Annotated in this window: 18 protein-coding genes; 8 read left to right on the top strand and 10 right to left on the bottom strand. The window is 31.8% G+C overall.

Annotated features, from left to right (window positions below; genetic code table 11):
* Nucleotides 1-13 precede the first annotated feature (13 nt).
* Nucleotides 14-883: a transporter gene (locus WH52_RS12930; RefSeq protein WP_086031378.1), complete on the bottom strand. Its 870-nt coding sequence runs from the start codon at nucleotides 881-883 to the stop codon at nucleotides 14-16.
* A 142-nt stretch (nucleotides 884-1,025) separates the two neighbouring features.
* Here WH52_RS12930 and WH52_RS12925 point away from each other — a divergent pair, with 142 nt between their 5' ends.
* The 7 genes from WH52_RS12925 to WH52_RS12895 are packed head-to-tail and all read left to right on the top strand — an operon-like array spanning nucleotide 1,026 to nucleotide 8,934.
* Complete coding sequence (locus tag WH52_RS12925) at nucleotides 1,026-2,366, top strand: NAD(P)/FAD-dependent oxidoreductase (RefSeq protein WP_086031377.1); 1,341 nt, start codon at nucleotides 1,026-1,028, stop codon at nucleotides 2,364-2,366.
* Between the two features lie 7 nt (nucleotides 2,367-2,373).
* Nucleotides 2,374-3,996 (top strand): 4Fe-4S binding protein, encoded by a 1,623-nt coding sequence (locus WH52_RS12920; RefSeq protein ID WP_086031376.1) that lies wholly within the window; start codon nucleotides 2,374-2,376, stop codon nucleotides 3,994-3,996.
* Nucleotides 3,997-4,054: 58 nt separating this feature from the next.
* Nucleotides 4,055-4,528, top strand: a complete 474-nt coding sequence (locus WH52_RS12915; protein WP_086031375.1) for a toxin-antitoxin system YwqK family antitoxin — start codon at nucleotides 4,055-4,057, stop codon at nucleotides 4,526-4,528.
* Entirely contained in the window at nucleotides 4,528-5,220 is a 693-nt protein-coding gene (locus WH52_RS12910; RefSeq protein WP_086031374.1) for a glycosyltransferase family 2 protein, read from the top strand. The genes WH52_RS12915 and WH52_RS12910 overlap by 1 nt, the downstream gene beginning before the upstream one ends.
* Nucleotides 5,220-6,710: a cellulose synthase family protein gene (locus tag WH52_RS12905; protein ID WP_086031373.1), complete on the top strand. Its 1,491-nt coding sequence runs from the start codon at nucleotides 5,220-5,222 to the stop codon at nucleotides 6,708-6,710. Before WH52_RS12910 ends, WH52_RS12905 begins: the two co-directional genes overlap by 1 nt.
* Nucleotides 6,710-8,056, top strand: a complete 1,347-nt coding sequence (locus WH52_RS12900; protein ID WP_086031372.1) for a mannosyltransferase — start codon at nucleotides 6,710-6,712, stop codon at nucleotides 8,054-8,056. The genes WH52_RS12905 and WH52_RS12900 overlap by 1 nt, the downstream gene beginning before the upstream one ends.
* A gap of 59 nt (nucleotides 8,057-8,115) precedes the next feature.
* Entirely contained in the window at nucleotides 8,116-8,934 is an 819-nt protein-coding gene (locus WH52_RS12895; RefSeq protein ID WP_086031371.1) for an HAD family hydrolase, read from the top strand.
* A gap of 212 nt (nucleotides 8,935-9,146) precedes the next feature.
* Here the strand turns inward: WH52_RS12895 and WH52_RS12890 are convergent, their stop codons facing one another.
* From WH52_RS12890 to WH52_RS12855, 8 genes are all read right to left on the bottom strand, one after another.
* The gene (locus tag WH52_RS12890; RefSeq protein WP_086031370.1) at nucleotides 9,147-9,734 is read right to left on the bottom strand and encodes an acyltransferase; all 588 of its coding nucleotides are present in this window, start codon (nucleotides 9,732-9,734) and stop codon (nucleotides 9,147-9,149) included.
* A gap of 46 nt (nucleotides 9,735-9,780) precedes the next feature.
* Nucleotides 9,781-10,530: an energy transducer TonB gene (locus tag WH52_RS12885; protein ID WP_086031369.1), complete on the bottom strand. Its 750-nt coding sequence runs from the start codon at nucleotides 10,528-10,530 to the stop codon at nucleotides 9,781-9,783.
* Nucleotides 10,531-10,634: 104 nt separating this feature from the next.
* Complete coding sequence (locus WH52_RS12880; RefSeq protein WP_086031368.1) at nucleotides 10,635-11,357, bottom strand: energy transducer TonB; 723 nt, start codon at nucleotides 11,355-11,357, stop codon at nucleotides 10,635-10,637.
* A 63-nt stretch (nucleotides 11,358-11,420) separates the two neighbouring features.
* The gene (locus WH52_RS12875) at nucleotides 11,421-11,795 is read right to left on the bottom strand and encodes a VanZ family protein (protein WP_233131566.1); all 375 of its coding nucleotides are present in this window, start codon (nucleotides 11,793-11,795) and stop codon (nucleotides 11,421-11,423) included.
* Nucleotides 11,761-12,141 carry a glycine cleavage system protein GcvH gene (gcvH, locus tag WH52_RS12870; RefSeq protein ID WP_086031367.1) on the bottom strand — a complete coding sequence of 127 codons (381 nt, stop codon included), beginning with the start codon at nucleotides 12,139-12,141 and terminating at the stop codon, nucleotides 11,761-11,763. The genes WH52_RS12875 and gcvH overlap by 35 nt, the downstream gene beginning before the upstream one ends.
* Before the next feature lie 27 nt (nucleotides 12,142-12,168).
* Complete coding sequence (gene sov, locus WH52_RS12865) at nucleotides 12,169-19,410, bottom strand: T9SS outer membrane translocon Sov/SprA (protein WP_233131565.1); 7,242 nt, start codon at nucleotides 19,408-19,410, stop codon at nucleotides 12,169-12,171.
* 6 nt (nucleotides 19,411-19,416) lie between these two features.
* Nucleotides 19,417-19,998: a Holliday junction branch migration protein RuvA gene (gene ruvA, locus WH52_RS12860; protein ID WP_086031365.1), complete on the bottom strand. Its 582-nt coding sequence runs from the start codon at nucleotides 19,996-19,998 to the stop codon at nucleotides 19,417-19,419.
* 57 nt (nucleotides 19,999-20,055) lie between these two features.
* Complete coding sequence (locus WH52_RS12855) at nucleotides 20,056-22,359, bottom strand: NADP-dependent malic enzyme (RefSeq protein ID WP_086031364.1); 2,304 nt, start codon at nucleotides 22,357-22,359, stop codon at nucleotides 20,056-20,058.
* A gap of 141 nt (nucleotides 22,360-22,500) precedes the next feature.
* On the opposite strand from WH52_RS12855, the gene WH52_RS12850 reads away from it, so the two are divergent.
* Complete coding sequence (locus tag WH52_RS12850) at nucleotides 22,501-23,124, top strand: PAS domain-containing protein (protein WP_086031363.1); 624 nt, start codon at nucleotides 22,501-22,503, stop codon at nucleotides 23,122-23,124.
* 38 nt (nucleotides 23,125-23,162) lie between these two features.
* Here WH52_RS12850 and queG read toward each other — a convergent pair whose 3' ends face one another.
* A complete protein-coding gene (queG, locus tag WH52_RS12845) occupies nucleotides 23,163-24,089 on the bottom strand; it encodes a tRNA epoxyqueuosine(34) reductase QueG (RefSeq protein WP_086031362.1) in 927 nt (308 codons plus the stop codon).
* Nucleotides 24,090-24,175 lie beyond the last annotated feature (86 nt).

Here is a 24,175-nt window from a genome sequence, read left to right as displayed (position 1 = left end):
ATTAGTTATAATTTTAAAATAATGCTCTTAACCCTAAATTAAAACTTTGTCCTAACCCATTATTATTACCTCTAACAAAGTTACTATACAGTGCTTCTAAATTTAAAACCCTAGTAATTTGATATTTTCCTCCAAAACCTAACGCTGTATAATCTTGTGTAAAATCTCCAAATCGTTGTGCGTGCTGAACAAAACCTAACACCGTAGATTTACTACTTGGGAAATAACTTAAAAAAGCCCCAGGTACTAATAAAAATGTATTGTTAGCAAAACTTGTTTCTTCTCCAAAACTATATTCTGTGTTTAACTCGGTAAATAATTGCCATTTTCCTCCAGAAAAAGTGTAATCATAAAAGAATCTATTCTGAAAAATCCAACTACTTTGATCTAAGAATATTCTATTCTCTGTTTCGTTTTTCACTAATGGAATATGAACTGCTGTTTGAACAGAAAAATTACCAATATTTTCTAGTGGTTGCCACTTAATTGCTGGTGCAATCGAAGTAATTCCTTTTCTATCTGTATTTGTATCTTCTAAACTAAACACCGATAAAGCCTGTCTACCTCCAATAGTGTTAGAACGAAATTCAATAATAGCACCAATATTTATTCTATTATTTTCAGAAACTCCAGTAAAAGCCTCAACTGTAGATGTAAAGAAATTTTCTCTTAGTTTATTTTGAGTATTTCCATTACTATCTGCAAATTTAGTTTCAGTATATAAATTATTGAAAAACTTAATATCCCACTGACCTTTATTTAATAATTTGGAAGGAGTATATGTTTGAATATTTGATTGTTCTTCTTCATTTTCTTGAGAAAAACCATTACTAAAGCTTAATGATAAAGCAATTACTAAAATACTGGCTAATTTATTTTTCATTGGTTATTTTTTAACAAATTAGTACATGAGTCGTTACTAATCTACAACTCTTACAATCACATTTTATTTATACTCATTCTAAATTTAAAACCTTTATTAAGTTCTTAACTTTAACAACGACCTAATTTGCAAATCAACTTATATGGAACACGTTGTTATAATTGGTAATGGAATTTCTGGTGTTACTGCCGCAAGACACATCAGAAAATTATCTGATAAGAAAATTACCATTGTTTCTGGAGAAACTGACTATTTCTTTTCACGAACTGCTCTTATGTATATTTATATGGGGCACATGAAATTTGAACACACACAACCTTACGAACCTTGGTTTTGGAAGAAAAATAGGATTGAACTTAAAAAAGGATATGTTTCTGAAATAAATATCGATACTAAAGAACTACTATTTGTTGAAGGAGATACATTGTCTTACGACAAATTGATTATAGCTACAGGTTCTAAACCCAACAAATTTGGTTGGCCAGGGCAAGATTTAGATGGAGTTATGGGAATGTACCACAAAAAAGATTTAGAGAATCTTGAAAAGTATGCTCCAGATAATAAAACGTGTAAAAGAGCTGTAATTGTTGGTGGTGGATTAATTGGTATCGAATTAGCAGAAATGCTTCATAGTAGAAATATTCCTGTTACATTTTTAGTAAGAGAACAAAGTTTTTGGAATGGTGTTTTACCAGCACAAGAATCAGCTATGATTAATCGTGAGATTATAGAAAATCATATAGATTTGCGATTAGGTGTAAACTTAAAAGAAATAAAAGCCGATGCTAACGGTAAAGCAAAATCGGTAGTAATTGCTGAAACAGGAGAAGAAATTGAATGCGATGTAGTTGGATTAACCGCTGGAGTTTCACCTAACATTGGTTTTATAAAAGATTCTGATATAGAAACTGGTAGAGGTGTAAAAGTAAATCGATTTTTAGAAACCAATATCAAAGACGTTTATGCTATTGGCGATTGTGCAGAACAGTACGAAGCTATCGGTCAACGTAGGCCTATTGAAGCTGTTTGGTACACAGGAAGAATGATGGGAGAAACAGTTGCACAAACCATTTGTGGTAACCGAATTGAATACAAACCAGGACATTGGTTTAACTCAGCAAAATTTATTGATATAGAATATCAAACGTATGGATGGGTTTGGGCACAACCTAAAGAAAACGAAGCTCGTTTTTATTGGGAACACGAAAGCGGAAAGAAGTGTATTCATATAAATTATGATAAAAATTCAAGAGAATTTATTGGTATAAATACTTTCGGAATTAGAATGCGTCACGAGTTTTTTGATAGAGCTTTAACTCAAAAACAATCTGTAGATTATGTTTTAGAACATTTAGCTGATGCCAATTTCGATCCAGAATTTTATAAGCTTCATGAACCAGAAATTGTTTCAAAATTCAATAAAGAAAATAATACCAATATTCAATTAAAAAAGAAAAGCTGGAAGCGAATCTTTAGCGCATAAATAGTATATGAAAGCAATAAAACAAACAGGGCTAATCATTTTTTTAATTGCCTTATCCATATTTACAGGAAGCATTTTTCTTGGTTCGTTTAGTTTAACTTCAAGCGAATTAGATGCTTTTATAAAAGAGAAAAACTATAAAAGTGAAATCATAAAAGAAGAACTTACCAAAGCTGTAGTTACTTCTGAATCACTTAACATTTTCGAATTCTCAAGTCGTGTTCGTGGTGCGTATAAAGCTTCAAACGATCATTACGATGCTTTAATTGCTAAATACGATGCAGAAAAAAACTGGGATGCAAAAGGACAACAATATCAATATAAAATCTACGGAAAACCTCATACCCTAAGTTTTGAATTAGCAAAAAAAGCGGGTAAAGGATTCGTTAAAGAAAACCAAGGATTGTTATGGTGGTTAACATTTGGTTTGGGTATTTTAGGAGCGTTATTGTTCATTCTACCTAACTACAAGTTATTAGGACCTGCAGGTATAAAAAACAACGGAGTTTATTTAGAATCTGCCACGAATAAAGGACTCATAGCTTGGTTAGTTTTAATCTATTTAGTTGTATTCTATCTACTACTATACTTTATGCCAGATTATGTAGTAAACTGGACATACATTTTAGACCCAATTAGTAAAGCATTAAATGGTGGAGCTGCCTCTCAATGGTTTGTATATGGTTTCTTGTACTGTGTTATCATGGTAGTAATGGCGACAAGAATGTACATTAAATACAGACATAACAAATATCAAATTATAAGAACAACTTCGGTATTATTCTTCCAAATTGTATTTGCATTCTTAATTCCTGAAATTATGACCAGCTTAAACATGCCTGGGTACGATTTTAAAAATGCATTCCCGTTAGATTATGATTTCTTTTTTGAATGGAATTTAGACAGTTTACGAAATAGTGGAGCCATTGGGTTGTTTATTTTAGTTTGGGGAATTGTTCTTACCTTAATAATTGTACCTGTAATGGTGTACTTCTTCGGAAAAAGATGGTACTGTTCTTGGGTTTGTGGTTGTGGTGGATTAGCAGAAACTTTAGGAGACCCATACAGACAACATTCTAACAAAAGTTTAAACGCATGGAAATTAGAGCGCTGGTTAATCCATTCAGTTTTGGTATTTTCTTTAGTAATGACTTTAGTTACTTTATACTGTTATTTTACAGGAACTCAATCATTTTTAGGAATCAATTCTCAATGGATTAAAGACACTTACAGTTTCTTAATTGGTGCTTGGTTTGCTGGAGTTATTGGTACAGGATTTTATCCAATTTTTGGAAACCGTGTTTGGTGTCGTTTCGGATGTCCGTTAGCAGCTTACTTAGGTTTAGTACAACGTTTTAAATCTCGTTTTAGAATTACTACTAATGGAGGTCAATGTATTTCTTGTGGAAACTGTTCTACGTATTGTGAGCAAGGAATTGATGTTAGAGCTTATGCTCAAAAAGGAGAAAACATTGTTCGTTCTAGTTGTGTTGGTTGTGGAATTTGTTCAGCAGTATGTCCACGTGGAGTTTTAAAATTAGAAAATGGTCCAGAAAAAGGACGTATAAATCCGACAGAGGTTTTATTAGGAAACGATGTAGACTTGATGAAATTAGTAAATGAAAAGTAAGAAGCCCATCCCTACCCCTTCCCTTTGGGAAGGGAATTTTGTGACTCTGCGACTTTACATGATATTAATTTTCGTAATATCATTAGGGTTTTCTACTTCACTTTTTTCACAAAAAAAATATCATAAATCTTATTTTTCAAACGGAAATCTAAAAGAAGAAGGTTGGCTAAAAAACGATCAAAAAGTTAACTATTGGAAGTTTTATCATGAAAACGGACTTGTTAAAAAAGAAGGGCATTATAAAAACAATCTTCCTACAAAATATTGGTACTTTTACCGCAACGATGCATCAAAAGAAAAAGAAGGGCATTTTGTAAAAGGTAAACAAAACAAATGGTGGTTGTATTATGACAATGACGGAAATGTAAACCACAAATGCCAATTAAAAGACAATCAAAAAAATGGGTATTGCTTGCTGTACAAGAAGCAAAAACTCATCAAAGCCGTTAAGTTTAAAAACGGAAAAAAGATAAACGAATGGACAGATTTTTCCTCTTTTAGAAAGGAAAATAGTTTGAAGGATTTAAGATAATGAAGCCAATTATTAAGGTTATTATACCTGCTTATAATGAAGAAGACTCAATAGCAAATGTTATTAACGACATCCCGTCTATTGTAAATGAAGTAATCGTTGTTAGTAACAATTCTACCGACAACACGGAAGAAAATGCAAAAAATGCAGGAGCAACTGTTTTAAAAGAAAACAGAAGAGGTTATGGATATGCTTGTTTAAAAGGAATGGATTATGTAGCTAAACAAGAAACCAAACCAGATATTATTGTATTCTTAGATGGAGATTATTCTGATTATCCTGAACAATTAACTGAAATTGTAAATCCGATTATAAATGATAATCTAGATTTTGTAATTGGAGCACGTGTACAACGACTACGTGAACAAGGTTCTATGACTCCGCAACAAATTTTCGGAAATTGGTTAGCTACCTTTTTAATGAAATTATTTTTTGGAGCTAAGTTTACCGATTTAGGTCCGTTTAGAGCTATTAAATATGATAAATTATTAGCTTTAAATATGGAAGATAAAACTTATGGTTGGACTGTTGAAATGCAATTAAAAGCATTAAAACAAAAGTTATCATATGTAGAAATTCCTGTAAAATACAGAAACAGAATTGGAGTTTCAAAAGTTTCAGGAACCGTAAAAGGTAGTATATTAGCGGGCGTTAAAATTTTAGGTTGGATCTTTAAATACAGTTTTAAATAATGGTTTTAGAATACATTATCATCACCATTTATTCAGTATCATTAATATTAATTTTCATGTATGCTTTAGCACAGTTAAACCTACTGTTTAACTACTTAAAAGCTCGTAAAATAAAAGATGATTCTCCTAAATTCGATTTAACGAATCCAGATGAAGTTCCTTATGTAACGATTCAACTTCCTGTATTTAATGAACTTTATGTTATGGAGCGATTGTTAAACAACATCGCCAAAATAAAATACCCAAGAGAAAAGTTAGAAATTCAAGTTTTAGACGATTCTACCGACGAATCTGTTATAGCCACAGCAAAACATATTGAAGAACTTCAAAAAACAGGCTTAGATATTCAACATATAAGACGTGAAAATAGAGTTGGTTTTAAGGCTGGTGCTTTAAAAGAAGGATTAAAAATTGCCAAAGGTGAATTTATTGCCATTTTCGATGCCGACTTTTTACCGCAAGAAGATTGGTTAGAAAGAACAGTTCCTTACTTTAAAAACTCAGAAATTGGAGTTGTTCAAACTCGTTGGGGACACATTAATAGAAATTATTCAACCTTAACTAAAATTCAAGCTTTTGCTTTAGATGCCCATTTTACTTTAGAGCAAGTAGGACGAAATAGCCAAGGTCATTTCATTAACTTTAACGGTACTGCGGGTATTTGGCGTAAAGAATGTATTTACGATGCTGGTAACTGGGAAGGAGATACTTTAACTGAAGATTTAGATTTAAGCTACAGAGCACAATTAAAAAAGTGGAAGTTTAAGTACTTAGAAAATGTAGTAACTCCTGCTGAATTGCCTGTAATTATTAGTGCTGCTCGTTCTCAACAATTTCGTTGGAATAAAGGTGGAGCTGAGAACTTTCAAAAAATGTTAAAACGAATTATTTCAAGTAAAAACATTTCGTTTAAAACAAAAGTACACGGAGTTTTACACCTATTGAACAGCTCTATGTTTACCTGTATTTTCTTAGTTGCTATTTTAAGTATCCCAATGCTGTATATTAAGAACGAATACACTCATTTAAAAATGTACTTTTTGGTAATGAGTTTTTTCGTGATTAGTACGCTTATTTTCTTTGTTTGCTATTGGTTTATGTACAAACGAACTTACGGAGGTGGCTTTTTAAATTTCCTAAAATATATTGGAGCATTTTTCTCTTTTTTCTCTATTGCCATGGGCTTCTCTTTACACAATACAATTGCTGTTTTAGAAGGTCATATTGGTAAAAAAAGTGAATTTGTTCGTACACCAAAATTCAATATAAAATCGCTTACAGATAGTTGGAAAAACAACAAATACATTAAAAAGAAACCTTCTTTAAATGTTATTATTGAAGGACTTTTAGCCTTGTATTTTGCTTTCGGAATGTACAGTGCTTTTATTGTTGGAGATCAAGGTGGAGATTTTGGTTTATTCCCATTTCACTTCATGTTATTTATTGGTTTTGGATACGTGTTTTATAAATCAATATTCTCAAAAGCTTAATGGCCTTTTTGAAAAAATACAGCAATCTACTTTTAGTTTTTGTTAGTATTTTATTGTACTTTTTTATTGGTTATTTCTTAGTACGCACAAACTTTAGTCAACTGGTTTTTTTATGGTTTTCTATATTTACATGTGCCTATTTTCTATGGAAAAACAATCAAGATAACTTTAGTTTTTTAGCAGGAATATCTTTACTGTTTAGATTAGTTTTTCTGTTCTCTATTCCGAATTTATCACAAGACTTTTATCGTTTTATCTGGGACGGAAGAATGATTTTTGAAGGATTCAATCCATACTTATCTTTACCTGAAACATTTATTGAACAACGAAACTATCCAGTAAATCAAGCAGTCGAATTATATAACGGAATGGGTGAAATGAATGGTAGTCATTATACCAATTATCCGCCTATAAATCAATTATGTTTTTTAATCGCTGCTCTATTTGCTAATAAGAGTATTTTAGGAAGTGTTGTTGTAATGAGAACTCTAATTATTCTTGCAGACATTGGTATTCTTTACTTTGGAAAAAAACTATTAGAAAAATTACAATTACCCGTACAGAACATTTTCTTATACATTCTAAATCCGTTTGTGATTATTGAATTAACTGGGAATTTACATTTTGAACCTGTAATGTTGTTTTTCTTAGTATGGTCTTTGTATCTACTACATCAACGAAAATGGATTTTTGCTGCTATTTTATTAGCGTGTTCTGTTTCTGTAAAATTAATTCCGTTGCTGTTTTTACCACTGTTTTTTCAGTGGTTTGTTAAACGAGATAAAAAACTCTTCTTAAAAGTTTTTTTACAACTAACTAGCTTTTACATAATTGTTCTCAGTACAGTCATCTTATTATTTCTTCCTTTCTTTTCTTCTACATTAATTGACAATTATTCCAACTCAGTTGGTTTATGGTTTAGAAACTTTGAGTTTAATGCTAGTTTTTACTACTTAGCAAGAGAAATAGGCTATTTATTTAGAGGATATAACGAAATAGCAGTTATCGGAAAAGTAATGCCTGTATTGACTATTATTTTTCTTTTAATACTTACATTTTTTAGAAAGAATATTCTTTTCAAGAATTTAATAACAGCCATGTTATTCGGATTATCTTTTTATTATTTTACAACCACCACCATGCATCCTTGGTACATTGCAACCTTATTAATATTAGCTGTTTTTACTAAATATAGATTTCCGGTTATTTGGAGTGTGGTAATTATTTTAAGCTACCAAGCTTATGCAAACACTCCTTGGAAAGAAAACTTATGGTTTGTAGCTTTAGAATATTTAATTGTGTATTGTTTTCTAGGATATGAACTTCTTCAACCTAAAAAAGATTAACATTCGTTTAATCCATAATCTTTTAGTAAGCTTATTTTTGTTTCTTAAATATATCTTTTATGGATTTTTCTAAAGTAAAAATGGTAGTGACAGATATGGATGGAACTTTATTAGATTCTAACCATAATGTGAGCGATGAGTTTTGGAATCTTTTTCCAAAGTTAAAAGCAAATAATATACATTTTGTTGCCGCTAGTGGGCGTCAATATCATAGCATGGTTCATAAGCTTCAAGCTATAAAAGATGACATTCATATTATTGCTGAAAACGGAGGAATAACTCAGTTTAGAGATCAACTTTTAGACACAGAATCCTTAGATTTTAAATATGTTAAAGAGATACTTCCTGTTTTAAGAAAAGTAGAAAATGTTTTAATCGTTCTATGCGCTAAAGACAAAGCATATATTGATACTAAAAATGAAGAATTTATTGCTTTCTTTAAACAGTATTACACACAATATGAAATTGTTGAAGACTTAACAAAACTAGAAAATGTAGAAGTTTTTAAAATTGCAGTAAGGCATATGGAAAGCTCAGAAACATATATTCTTCCTTTTATTAAAGAATTACATAATCATAAGGATATTTTATTGAAAATATCTGGACAACATTGGCTAGACATTTCTAGTATAAAAACTAACAAAGGAAATGCGTTAGAAAAACTACAAAAAAGGCTAGGAGTTACTATAGAAGGGACCATGGCTTTTGGTGATTATAATAATGACTTAGAAATGCTTCAAAAAGCATATTTTAGTTTTGCTATGGAAAACGCACATCCTAATGTAAAAGAAACAGCACGTTTTTCTACTAAAACAAACGATGAAAATGGCGTTGAATATATTTTAGAAAAGGTAATTAAAGCTAAAGAAAACAGTTAATTATTCATATAACGTAACTCTTGTTATATGCATGAAAATATTGAATTTTTCCTAAAAGAAAAGATATAAAAAAACCCACTCAAAAAATTGAGTGGGAAAAATTGCTATGAAAAAGAAAAAGAAAGTGGTTTTTCAACCACGACTCAAATATAAACATATTTTTCTTTTTCAACAAAAAGATTAAGAAAATATTATGAAAAGTTAAAATTTCACTATTCACTAACCTTCTTAACTATGCCTTCTTCAAATTTATAAACTTGTTTGCTCTCTTTACAAATGGCTTTTCCTACTTCATCAAACTCCAATCTATGTCCGTATTCACTAACCCAACCTATTTGTTTAGACGGGTTTCCTACAACTAAGGCATAAGGAAGTACTTCTTTAGTCACCACCGCTCCAGCTCCAACAAAAGCATATGCACCTATATCATTACCACATACAATAGTTGCATTAGCCCCAATACTAGCTCCTTTTTTAACTAGAGTTTGTTTGTATTCGTTTTTACGTTGAATAGCACTTCTTGGGTTGATAACATTCGTAAAAACCATAGATGGTCCTAAAAACACATCGTCTTCACACAAGACTCCAGTATATATGGAAACATTGTTTTGTACTTTAACATTATTACCTAAAACTACTTGGGGAGAAATAACCACATTTTGACCAATATTACAGTTTTCTCCAACTTCACAATTAGACATTATATGACTAAAGTGCCATATTTTGGTTCCTTTTTTTATAATACAGCCTTCGTCTATTACAGCTGTTTCGTGTGCAAAATATTCTTTATCTGTACTCATTGAAACAAAAATAAAAAACTCAGTCGTAATTGACTGAGCTTATTCTTTAATTTACCATAAAGGTTATAGGTAATGTATATTTAACTTTTACTGGTTTGTTATTTTGTTTTCCTGGAGTAAACTTCGGAATTTTATTTACTACTCTTTCAGCTTCTTTCTTTAATTTTGGACTTGTAGCACTCACTTTAATATTTACCACTTCTCCTTTTTTATCAATAACAAACTGGGTAAAGATTCTATGCTTTCCTGATCTTAATCCAATTTCTTGCGCTAAATCAGAATTAAAGTTTCGTTGAACATGTTTCATCATTTTCTTTTCGAAACATTGTTTTGTAGCATCCTCAGATAAATTTTCACACCCTTTAAACACAGGCACATTTTGAAGGTTCACGAACAGTTTAGGTTCATCATCATCTTCAATAATATCTCCTTCTGGAATTTCGTCGATTACATCTATATCAATTACATCTTCGTCATCTTTATCGATTACTGTTTCTACCGTTTCTTTATCGTCATCCCTTTTATCTATTTCAGAAAAATTGGAAACTGGTTTTCTTTTTTTAGGCTTGGGCTTTGTTCTTTTCTCTACTTCTTTTATAAAAATCTTTGGTTTATCATCTAAGTTATAAATAGTTTCATTTGCTTTAGAAATATCTGTAATTTTAATTGCAACAACTTCAGACTTATGCTCAAGTGTAATTAGCACGATGAATAAGGTAATTACTAAGCCTAGTTGCATAAAGATGTTAGAAAATTTTTCTAGCTGTTTTCTTGGTGACTTTTTTTGCTGTTTCATAGTATTAAATTTTAAATGTTAATGCTTTGTTAAAATCAAGAAACGTGCCAATAAAAAAAGCATCGATAAATCGATGCTTTTAAAAATTTATATAAAGTTAAAAACTATTCTACATTAAATGTAATTGGTAGTGTATAACCTACTCTTACAGCTTTTCCTCTTTGTCTACCTGGTTTCATCTTAGGTAATTTTTTAGCAATACGCATTGCTTCTTTCTTTAATCTTGGGTGAGGTGCTCTTGCATTAATTTGCGTAATAGAACCGTCTTTATCAATCTTAAATTGTAAATAAATTCTTTTTCTACCAGGAGCTAATCCTAACTCATTTGCTAATTCAGCATCAAAATAACGTTGAACGTGCTTTTGCATTTTTTTATTTAAACATGCTTTCTTTTGGGCTTTAGTTCCTTTACATCCTGGGAATACTGGCACTTCTTCAATAATAGCAAAAGGTACATCTTCTACTACTTCTTCCTCTTCTTCTACTTCTTCTACCTCATCAACTTCTACAGCTTCAGATTCATCAGTTTCAGTAGATTCAATTACAGTTTCTTCTACCTCTTTCTCATCTTCTACTACTTCGATTTTTTCTGGTGCTGGTGGTGGTGGAGTTTTAGGTTTTGGTGGCTCTGGTTGTTGTTGAAACTCGATAGTTTCTTCTTCAATATTCGAAGCCATATCAGCCGATCCTAAATCACCATACTCTTTATCGTATGTTTTGTTTTCAATTGCAATGTATGTTACAAACAATGCTAAAACCAAACCTAGTTGCATAAACAACTTGCTGTAATTTTCTAAGTTTGATTTTGGATTTTTCTTAATTTCCATCCTAAGAGTTTTTAATAGGTTGCTAATTTAACTAATTTATTTCAACTTTTACAAGCTAAAATGTTATATGGACTCACTTTTTTTGTTAAAAAAGCAAAAAATTAAGTAAGCCAATAAAATTCCAGTAGAATTTGCAAGAATATCGTAATAGTCTCCAGTTCTATAAGTGGTTATCGTAGCTTGTAATACCTCAATAATTATACCATAAAAAAGACAGCTTATTATTATAAGTATCTTATTCTTATGGTGTATAAAGGCAAATAACCATGTAATGGTTAAAACAAAATAAGCTATAGCGTGTTCAATTTTATCTAAATGTGAAATATTAATAGGCTGTTTACCTATTTTTATTAGACTTAAACAAGCTATAGCTAATGTTATTGTTAAGGCAAATAGTATTCTACTAACCTTCGATGATCTCTTTATAAGCTTCAGCACTTAATAAACCTTCTATTTGAGAATCATCAGAAATTTTAACTTTAATCATCCAACCTTCTCCATAAGGATCAGTGTTTACTAATTCTGGTTCATCTTCTAACGTTTCATTAAACTCAATTACTTCTCCTGTTAAAGGCATAAATAAATCTGATACTGTTTTTACAGCTTCTACCGAACCAAATACTTCTTCGATTTCTACTGTATCATCTAACGTATCTACATCTACATAAACGATGTCTCCTAATTCTCCTTGAGCAAAATCTGTAATACCAATTGTAGCTACATCTCCTTCTATTTTAATCCACTCGTGGTCTTTAGTGTATTTTAATTCTGATGGAATATTCATTGTACTGTTTTTTTATATTGTTTGTTTTTAATTTCCTAAATTATATACCAAATTAAATCCTGCATTAATTGCTTGTCTTGGAAACGTGGTAGAAACTGCATAGTTAAATGTTTGATGATTGTAATAAAACGATGCTGTTAAATTTCTACTCAAGTTATAATCGGCAAGAAACTTTATACCGAATAAACGCTCACCTCCTGTAATTTGATTGTTATCTTCATCGATACTTCTAATAAGAGTTAAGTTATCTCGTAACGAAATATCTGCTCTTAAATTTATATCTCCTTTTAGGGTTTCTTTTTTCCCTGTAAATCGGGTTACAAATTTAACATCTCTTATCTTATATCCAAATCCAATTACATATTCTGTTCCTTTAATATCTGTTAATGTATTGTTATTAAAGTTAAGTGTTAAACTTCTATCTTTTCTAATTTCTCCTTTTACCGAGAATGAATTTTTCATTCTAAAATCTACTTTAACTAATGGCGAAAATTCATCAATTAAAGTAGCAGAAGTAATTAATGTTTCTGGTTGATAATTGCCTGAAGCATTCGTTACAGTAGAAGTTGGACCTTCATATTGTAAATTACTAGAATAATTACCAATAGTGTAAGAAGACTTGTATCCATGCGTTAACGTGAACGAAGAGAAGTTCTTTTTAAACCACTTATACTTCATAAATCCGTTGTAACGTAAGGTCCAATTAGGAATAGGAATATTTCTAAAAATACCAGTACTTATTGAATTAGGACTTGTACCAGAATATGCAGCTAAAAATGCAGGTAACATTGCTTGTTGACCAGAAACTTTATACCCCGTTTGATCTAACCCAGTTTCAGCAGATAATCTACCAGCAATGATCTCTCTATAACTTCTAAATTTGGCAAATAAATCATCACTATTCGTAAATATAGTACCTAACATAAAATGGCTAATGCTATAATCTCCCGTTTCAAAAGCTCTTAAATTTCTGTTTTGTTCATAATTACTGTTATCTAATGGATCAGTTGCTCCATCTTTTAACACAACATCTAATTGTTGTGTTATTCTACTTGTTTGAATACGATTAGCTCTTAAATCAATTGTTAAACTTCTTAATGGCTTAACAGAAATGTTATAATCTAGTTTTTTATAACGTGTTTTTCCATATTCCTTATTATAATAAATATCATCAGGGTTATTCCTATCTCTGGTTACTAACCATCCATTTTGAATTGCTCTTTGTAAAATATCAGATTGACTTCCGAAAACAAAACCAAAAGTAGGTGCTAATCCTCCTCCAATATTATCTCTTCCTAAAAATCCTACTGAAGGTTTATATCCTTGTAATAAAGTACCATTGTTTTGCGTATAACTAATCTTTGCTCTTTTTACAGAAGTCAATACATCATACACACCTTTTAATGCTTTTTGACCAAAAGAAGCATTCTTTTTAAGTTTTGTCTTTTGATTTACTTGCTTGCTTCCTAAAGCCACCGATCCTTTTTGAGTTGGTTTCTTTCTTGTTCCTTTCAACATTAGCTTATCTAAACCTAATGTTTTGTAGAAACGCCCAAAATCTATATTAGTATTCAAATTATGCGTATTCGCATTTTGAATCATATTCCCTACTTTATCAGCAACAGTACCATTTTCTACACCTGCTTCGTTAAATACAGGTCCTTGAGAAGCTGCTTGCCAATCGAAATCGGCTGTATATCCATAATCTGCAGTTAAGAATCCTAAATACGGTAATTTATTAATCGGAATCTTGTAAGTAGCATTTAATTTTTGATGATAATTATTTGGTCTACCAATATTGAAGAATTTATCAAAAATTTCTAATTCTTCATCTCTACCAAAGCTATCATAAATATAATTGTTAGTAGCTTTAAAATTTAACTGTAATGATTTTGTTAAATCAAATCCAATAGTATAATCCCAATCAAACAAAAATCTCCTTTGAGTTAATGTTGGTTGCTCGTTAGGTAATTCAATTAAATTCCTAGACTGTTGTAAATTATAATTTCTAGTAATTCGAGAATTTATAGCTATTGTTTTAGGAACCGGATTAATATTTAAATCTCTTATAAAACGTAAATACTTATTATTTAATGTTTTTGATTTTTTAAATGGCTCTAAAACCCAAGGTTGAAAATTAAAATTATAACTCGCCCCTGCCATTAAATTTTGATTAACATATCTTTTGATATTATAATCTTTATGGAATTCTTCACTAAATGAATACGAAACTGCAAAGTTTTCAACATCGTAAAACTTAGGCTTTTCTTTACTTTCTGGGTTTCTATTCTTCTTAACATTAATAAAGCTTATACTCTTTCTACGTGTATAATCTTGTGCATTACTGATATTTTCTAAATCTTTAGCTTTCTTAATTGGATCATTTTCTCTATCCGCGGCAGCTCTAGCTTGTTCTAAAGTTACATCTTGACGTTGAGGATCATACTTAGGATCTTTAAACTCTTCTCCGTAACTAAAACTCATAGGTACTTGCATATTCCATTTTTTAGGCATCATTTTACCTAATTGAACATTGGTAGCGACACTATATTGTTTACGCTCTTCAAGACTTCTTTGTTGTACTCTATCTTCTACATTTCCAAAACCAATGGTAGACATGCTTCCTGCTAAAGCAATATCTGCTACATCTGCAAAATTAGCATCGGCATTTACCACTGCTGCCCACCCTCCTTTGTTATCGAAACCAACTGCACGTAATTCGTTAAACCAAACTTCTACCGATTTGTTTGGGTCTGCAGTCGTATTTTTAACTCCTAACATCACTGTTCTTACTTGAGCTAATGTTGGGTTTCCTTTTACAGATATTTTTAATCCGTTAGTACTTTGTCCTGAAAAAACATCTGAAATAGAACCCGTTGTAGGTCTAATCAACTTTAAATTAGCTAATTCTTCTAACGGAACATCTAAATCATTTTCAGTTGGCCAAATATCAGTATCTGTAGCACTCGAGGTTGATAAGGTTAATGGTTTTTCTACTTCGTAATAGTTATCGTTTAAATCTGTACCTAAACGAATAACCGCAGCCATATCTCCACTTTGTGTACTTGAGTTATTTTCATTTTGAGCGTGTAAAAACATTCGTAGTGTTTTATATCTACGCATATCTACACTAATATTTTTATAAATTGTTCTCGATTCTCCTGCTGGTAAATCGGTAACTTTTAAGGTAACAGATTGTTCATTTTGTCGTTGAATTCTGTTTGTACCTTGCAATTGCTCTCTTACAATTCCTGGAGGTAACTTATAAATCTGAGGGTTTTGCTCTACACTTACAACCCCAACTTCAAACTTGTTTAACTCATCAGAATCTAATGGTTGTGGCTGTCCTGTGGTTGGTAATGTGTTTGTATATCTTCTCCAATCTCCTCTTACTAATTCTAATTCTCCTAAACGTAAAACAACAGGCATTTTAAATCCTTTCATGAACATTCTTATAAAACGAATGCTATTAAAATCGGTAATTCCTCCAATCTTTTGAGCATCGGTTACATTTCTTACAGGAATTCTAAACTGATACCACGTAGTACTTCTTGTTTCACCGTTTGCTAATGTAATTGGTTCTGATTTTACGTCAACAATATTGTTTTGCCCTCGAACTAAATCAGCTCTATTTAACGATACTCTATATTCAAAATAACTATTAACAGTATTCATTGTTTGATCTCTGTTAATATCTTCTGTATCTGGATAAGTAGTTGATGATGTTGGAAATGCCTCACCAGATTGCCCTGGTGTCGGAGAGTTCCCTTCAGTTCCATTATAATTCTTATAACGAGAAAGAATAGATGCATTGGCAGCGTCTAACTCTGCTCCTCTAAAAAACTGGAAATTATCTCCTGCTGGGTCATTAGTATTAATCTTACTAAAGTCTATATTGTATATCGGCTTTCGATTATTTAACTCTTGTAAAAACGTTAATTCGTCATCATTTTTAACTCCATCAAGCCCAATATCTTGATTATTTCTCTCATCTAAACTATTTCCGAAAGCATATAAAATAGAAGGTGCAAATGGTGTATAACCCCAATCTGACAAACGAGTATTTACAGAACCTGTAAGTACAGGAGTTCCATCTCCTGGCAAACCATTTTCGTACTGTTTATTCTTATCTCTTAAAATATCTTCGGAGATGTTTCCTAAGTTAAAGAATAATTCTCCTACTTGATTCATTGGTAAATTTGGGTCAACTCCTGCTGGCAAACCTTCATCCTCTCTTATAGAGTAATTTTCATACGGATCCATTAACCAAAACTGAATATACTCCACATTGGCTTGTTCAAAATTACTTGTAGTTAAACTACGCATAATTCCACCCCAATTTTCTTCTGGTCTTATTAATTTCCCTTCGCTATCTACATCAGCCGATGTATCAAAGTTATAAGGACCTTTTTCGTGAGGATAATATGCTAAATCCAAAGTACGCACAATATTTTGTTGTGTAATATCTAAGTCTGTAGCTGGGAATAATTCTTCATAACGAATTTGACGAACTTCATTTCTTGATAATTCTGTTTCATTAATACTTCCTGGTCTATTACTTACACCATAAAATAATTGATCTACATTATACCAAGCTAGTTTCGCTCTCTTATAATTATAACGTAAATCATCATTATCATCTCCGTTTAAAGTCTGTGATATTGGCGTACTTGCTAAAAACCATTGTTGTGGTGAACTTAAATTGATTGGTATTTGAGAAGCTTCAAAATCATCTACATACGAAGTTGCTGTTCCATTAACATCGATACCACTTGGTGAACCTGGTAATAAATATGCCATATCTGCACGCACCGATAAGTTTGAAGGTGCATCAGTTTCTACAAACGGTAACTTATTCGCTAACTTGGTAAAATACGGTACTTCTGTAGAATAATCTACATTTAAACCTAACATTACATTATCAATAGGTTCAGCTCCATAGTTTACTTTTGGAGTAATTGGTCTTTCACTTACATTTAAAAATGTACCTCCTAAAATAAACTTATCAGAAAAACGATGCTCAACATCTATTCCTATAAATGTTTTACGTTGTTGATTGAAAAAGGTATTATTTTCAACTGTTGCATTAATTGGTACTCCTGATGCTTCTAAACCTGGATCTAAAATTTGTACACGCCCTAATTGATAATCTACTACATAATCTACTCCTTCTACTAATTGACGTCCTCCTGCTGTTACATTAACCGATCCTCTAGGAATATTAAATGCTCCTAAAGAAATTCCTCTACTAGATTCTGATTTAAAATATCCTTTTAAGAAGAATTTATCTTTGTCTTGATATTCGTTTTTTGCTTGAATTTTAGTTGTTAAGTATAATTCTTCAAAGACATATTTATCTCTATCCGACGGATTTGTTAACTCATCAGCTAAATCATTTCCAAATGGTTCTGGCTCAGGAAAAATCACATATCCTCTTTCTGAGTTTACCGTAATTCCTTCTACATAATCAAAGAAACCATCTCCATCAGGAACTGCATATTGACTTTGGTCTAACTTATCTAAATTAAAAATTCTCAGTAATGGTTTATTCTTCAAGTCTGCATTTGAGGCGTTTTGTAATGTGTTTTGTAATGTTCCTGTTTGATCATCACGATATAATAGCTCAAAACGAAAGCCTTCTCTTTGTAACGGAAATGCTCCTAAAGCATATACGTTTTTCATCATTAAGTTCCATGTAGGAAATCCTTCAACTGCATTAGTTATTGGGTTTTGTCTTGTGGTCGTTAAAATTTCACTACGTAATAATTTTACAACGATATTGTTTGGTGCTGCTACTCCATCGTTAGAAAATTCTCCAACTCTAAAAACTGTTTCAGTTCCTGTAGCTCCAACTACCGAATATTCATAGGCAATTGCTAAAACTTCTCCGTCATTTAATCTTCTGTTTAAAGATATATATCCTAATTGCGGATGTAAACGAAACTCATTCGGTTGTAATTTTCTTGCGTTTTGCAAGTAAGAATATCCTAAACCTTCTTTAATATTGAATGGATTTAAAGCATCATCAATAGTAGTTGCTTGTCTTATTTGACCATTCGGGTCGGTTAAAAGTCCATCTAAATTATTTGCCCCATTATACGGTATTACTTTTGCCATACCGCTTGAACTTACTGTTACAGCTCCAGGGGTTGTTGTTACCGTAGTAGGGTTCACCTTATTAGCATCTGCTCCTTCTCCAATATCGGCAAGTGCTACTATACTACGATAGTCAGTAACATTTTGATTTCTGTTAGTAACCCAAACTTCAACTCGAGTAATATTTATTGGACTGTTGATTAATGGATAATTGGTTAAGGCAGCTTTATAGTTCTCTCTAAAATATTGAGATAAGAAAAAGTGACGATCGTTATCATAGTCTGTTGCACGAAGTTCAAATTCTTCAACAGTAGCTCCTCCTTCAGCAACTACAGTTCTACTTTGTGAGTTTTGTTGAGAGAATGCTGTACGAATTGTAGTTTTTCCAAACTGAAAATCGGCACGAACACCAAATAATGACTGAGCACCATTAATTAACGAGTTTTTAATTGGAAGATTTATGTTACCTGCATCAATTTTTCTAATGATATCATCCTCTGTTGGTGTATACTCTAACTTTATAATGTTTTGAAAATCGAAAGTAGATTGTGTGTCGTAATTTGCCGTTACTTGTAATCTCTTACCTACTTTAGCTTGTAAACTTGCACTAATTTGCTGGTCGAAATCAAATGTAAAACTACTTTGGTTTTCAATAGAAACTTGAGGGTTTTCGTTACGTTGGTATATTCCTCCTAGCTTAATATTTATTTGACCTGATGGAATTACCTCAACAGTATTTCCTCCAAAAACAGATTCGAAAAACTTTGAGTTAACATAGTATTTAGGCAATAAGTTTTTTCTTGCATTTCTATTACCGTTTTTCTTACCGCTAGTAGCATCTACTTTTTCTTTAAAATAAGCTTTCATATCGTTCTTTAAACGATACTTATTATACTCTTCTGGAGTTAAAAAAATTGGAGTTCCAACATAATAGTTCCCTATTTTTTCAACAATTATAAATTTATTTAAAGCCTTATCGTAAGTGATTTGAGTTTGCGATGGGTTGTTTAAAAATAAACTTCCTTTTTGGTTAGCATTAAAATTATACTTAAGCGGAATTGTGTCTCTTTTTACAACATTTGTAGAATCTTGAGAAGTATTTTGTGAAAACGAAACAACACTTACCATAACAGTAAGTGCTGTAATTATGTGTTTAATAAACGATCTTTCCAACCTTATTTATAAGTTTTTCAGCGCCTTTTTTATAAGCTCTTCAACCGTAGCTTGTGGCGTTTCTTTTAATATATTACTAACTACTTTATCGGCTTGTTTACGTGCAAAACCTAAAACCTCTAATGCAGATAACGCTTCTTCCTTACGAGTATTGTCTTCAACAATCGAAACCTCATCAATATCAAACGTTTTAAGCATTTTGTCTTTTAAATCGACTATAACACGTTGCGCCGTTTTAGCACCAATACCTTTTACCGATTGAATTAACTTTACATTTTCAGAGGCTATTCCTTGTTGAATATCTTGGGTAGTCATAGAAGACAGCATTGTTCTTGCTGTACTAGGTCCTACACCCGATACAGAAATTAAAAGTTTAAAAACTTCTCTTTCGACCTTGTTAATAAATCCGTAAAGTGTATGGGCATCTTCTCGAATAGAAAGATGAGTATATAACACAACATTTTCATCACTTGGTAATGCGGAATATGTATTTAGAGAAATATGAAGTAAGTATCCTACACCATTGCAATCTACCACTACTTCTGTTGGATTTTTCTCAACAAGTCTTCCCCTAATTTGTGTTATCATCCCTAATTTATTTCGAGTTGTCTAAAGTAGAAAAAAATATTTGTCTTTGAAAACCTATTATTTTGCTTGATTTTTTTGTTTTGCTCGACGTTTTTTCTCTTTATTTTGAGCATCTACAACAGCAACAGCAGCCATATTTACCATCTCATCTACACTAGCTCCTAATTGTAAAATATGAACTGGCTTACTCATACCTAATAAAATTGGACCGATAGACTCAACTCCATCTACCTGTTTCATTAATTTATAAGTAATATTTGCAGATTCAAGATTAGGAAAAATAAGTACGTTCACTTTCTTTCCATTTAACTTTGAAAAAGGAAATTCTTTCGCTAACAAGCTTGGGTTTAATGCGAAATCTGCTTGTAATTCTCCATCAACCACTACATTTGGATGGTTTCTATGGATATAAGACACCGCTTCTCTTATTTTTTGAGAAGTTTCAGTTTTCGATGACCCAAAATTTGAAAATCCTAACATGGCAATATTAGGTTTCATTCCAAACATTTTTGCTAATACTGAAGTTAACTGTGTGATTTTAGCTAAGTCTTTTGCTGTCGGATTAATGTTTATCGTTGTATCAGATAAGAACATTGGTCCTTGTTTGGTAAGCATTAAGTTTGTTGCAGCCACTCTAGTTACTCCATGATCTTTTTCAATAAGCTCTAACATTGGTTTTACAACTGCAGGATACGGTCTTGAATATCCAGTTATTAAAGCATCTGCCTCACCACAATTCACCATCATTGCAGCAAAATAATTACGCTCACGCATCCATTTTTTAGCTTCAAAAAATGTTACTCCTTTACGCTGACGAGAAGCCCAAAATATTTCAGCAAAACGACGACGTCTTTCTTTTTCTTCTGGAGTTTTAGGGTCAATAATTGGCACATCTGCATCAAAACCTAATTCTTCTTTTAGCTCTAAAATTATCTCTTTATTTCCTAAAAGAATTGGCTTTCCTAATCGTTCATCATGAACTCGTTGTGCAGCTTTTAACACATCTAAATGATCTGCTTCAGCAAAAATTACTCGTTTAGGGTTTTTCTTAGCACGGTTGTGAATTAATCTAATTTCTTTACTACCAGTACCCGAACGATCCATTAATTCTTCTCGGTATTTATCCCAATCGGTAATTGGTTCTTGAGCAACTCCAGAGTCCATCGCAGCTTTAGCAATTGCTGGTGGAATTTCATATATTAATCTTGGATCAAATGGCTTCGGAATAATATAATCTTTACCGAATGAAAGACTTACCTCATCATAAACAATATTTACTTGCTCTGGCACTGTTTTCTTTGCTAAATCTGCAATTGCATGAACAGCAGCCATCTTCATTTCTTCATTAATTGCTGTTGCTCTTACATCTAATGCCCCTCTAAAGATAAATGGAAAACCTAATACATTATTTACTTGATTAGGGTGATCTGACCTTCCTGTTGCCATGATAATATCTTCTCTTGAAGCTACTGCTTCTTCATAAGAAATTTCAGGAACCGGATTTGCCATTGCAAATACAATAGGGTTTTTAGCCATAGACTGCACCATTTCTTTTGTTACCAATCCACCAACAGAAAGCCCAAGAAAAACATCAGCAGCTACCATTGCTTCAGCAAGGTTTTTATAGTTTTTATCTGTTGTAAATTTCTGTTGATTTGGTGCTAAATCGGTTCTGTTTTTATCTAACAATCCGTTTACATCAAACATTGTAATATTTTCTGCTCTGGCTCCAAGTGCTAGATATAATGTAGCACAAGACACTGCTGCAGAACCCGCTCCGCTTACTACGATTCTTACATCTTCAATATTCTTTTCTGCAATTTCTAATGCATTTTTTAATGCCGCAGCAGAAATAATTGCTGTACCATGTTGATCGTCGTGCATTACTGGAATATCTAATTCCTCTTTTAATCGACGTTCTATTTCAAAAGCTTCAGGAGCTTTAATATCTTCAAGATTTATCCCTCCAAAAGTAGGAGCTATTGCTTTTACTGTTTCTACAAATCTATCTACATCGGTAGCATCAACTTCAATATCAAAAACATCAATATCAGCAAAAATTTTAAATAATAAACCTTTACCTTCCATTACTGGTTTTGAAGCTTCAGGACCAATATCTCCTAAACCTAAAACGGCAGTTCCGTTAGATATTACTGCCACTAAATTACCTTTAGCGGTATATTTATATACGTTATTTTTATCTTTTGCAATTTCTAAACAAGGCTCTGCTACTCCTGGGGAATACGCCAATGCTAAATCGCGCTGGGTAGCATATTTTTTAGTTGGTACCACAGCTATCTTACCTGGTTTTGGTTTAGCGTGATACAATAAAGCCTCGCGTCTTTTTCGAGAATTACTCATAGATCTTCGGTTGTTTGTTTGAACCTGCAAATATACGGTTTGTTATTTAGTTTAAATAATATTGCTAAACTGACAAATATCATTTTCGCTTCTCCTTAAACTCATGATTTTTGTAAAACATAATTTAATAAATACGCTAAAATGAAAACAATTACTCCCCCAACTATTATTTTAGATGAAGAAGTTAAATGGGACAAATCTCAAACTATTGTAAGTAAAACAGATGTTCACGGTACTATTTTGTATGCTAATGATGCATTTACAAAAACTTGTGAATACAACGCTATTGAATTAATAGGTGAACCCCACAATGTTATTCGACACCCAGATATGCCTAAAGTTGCCTTTAAAGCCTTATGGGATGCATTAAAAAAAGGCAACAACTTTCATGCTATTGTAAAAAACTTAACTCGTTCAGGTAGGTATTATTGGGTGATTACCGACTTTACAATTGACAAAAACGAAAAAGGAGAAGTTACTGGTTATACCGGAAGGAGAAAAGCAGTGCCTAATAGTGTTATTGAAAAAATTGAACCTTTATACAAAACACTTTTAGACATTGAAAAAATTAAAGGAGAAAAGGCAAGTGAACTTTATTTCGAAGCTTATTTAAAAGAAGAAATAGGTAAGAGTTATGATGAGTTTGTTATTGACTTATTTGCACAAGAAACTATGAAAGAGAATAGTAAAGAACCAGCAGAAGAAACTAACAAATTTAAAAAAGGCTTAAATTGGTTTTTCTTCGGAGAAACCAACCCTAAATAAAAAGTACCTAATGAAAAACAGAGCAAATTTGCTCTGTTTTATTTTTTTAAAAAAGAAATATTTCGCTGCAAGCCTGCATATTTAGTTCTCTTTACAGCAGATTTTTTAAACACTTTACTAAAAGTTTCTTGTGTTATTTCCTCCCAATCTCTTTTAGTCATTTCTAACAAATCTTCTTGAGGTGCAAAAAGTGGCTCTGAATGTGGTTTAGAAAAACGATTCCAAGGACAAACATCTTGACAAACATCACAACCGAACATCCAATTATCTGTTTTGTCTTTAAATTCTGATGGAATCGCATCTCTTAATTCTATCGTTAAGTATGAAATGCATTTACTACCATCAACTGTATTATTGGGTAAAATGGCTTCTGTAGGACAAGCATCAATACATCGTCTACATTTTCCGCAGTGATCTGTAGCAAACGGATTGTCGTATGCTAATTCTAAATCAATTATTAATTCTGCTAAAAAGAAAAAAGATCCCTGTTGTTTTTGAATGAGTAATGTGTGTTTTCCGTTCCAACCTAAACCTGCTTTTTCTGCCCATGCTCTTTCTAATACTGGAGCTGAATCTACAAAACATCTTCCTGAAACTTCTCCAATTTCATCATTTATCAACGAAAGCAATTCTCTTAGTTTCGCTTTAATTATGTGGTGATAATCTTGTCCGTATGCATACTTAGAAATTTTATAATCTTGGTTTTTCTGAACTTCTTTTGGAAAATAATTGTACGACAACGAAACAACCGATTTTGCTCCTTCTACCAATAATCTCGGGTCTAAACGCTTATCGAAATGATTTTCCATATAGCGCATTTCTCCATGATAATTATTCTGCAACCAATTTTCTAATCTTGGTGCTTCTTCTTCTAAAAAATCGGCTTTGGCAATACCGCATTCTAAAAATCCCAAACGTTTTGCTTGGGCTTTTATAAATTGTGAATATTGTTCTTTTATTTTCAACTTAAATGCAAAACTACCAAAAGTTTTAATTTTATAGTTTTATTAGCGGTTTCTTAACAAATAATCAAGAACTTTGAACGTTATTA

Origin of the sequence: Tenacibaculum holothuriorum (assembly GCF_002120225.1) — a bacterium.
GTDB lineage: Bacteria > Bacteroidota > Bacteroidia > Flavobacteriales > Flavobacteriaceae > Polaribacter > Polaribacter holothuriorum.
Note: the sequence above shows the minus strand (reverse complement) of the source record. Positions and strands in the feature narration are given on the sequence as shown.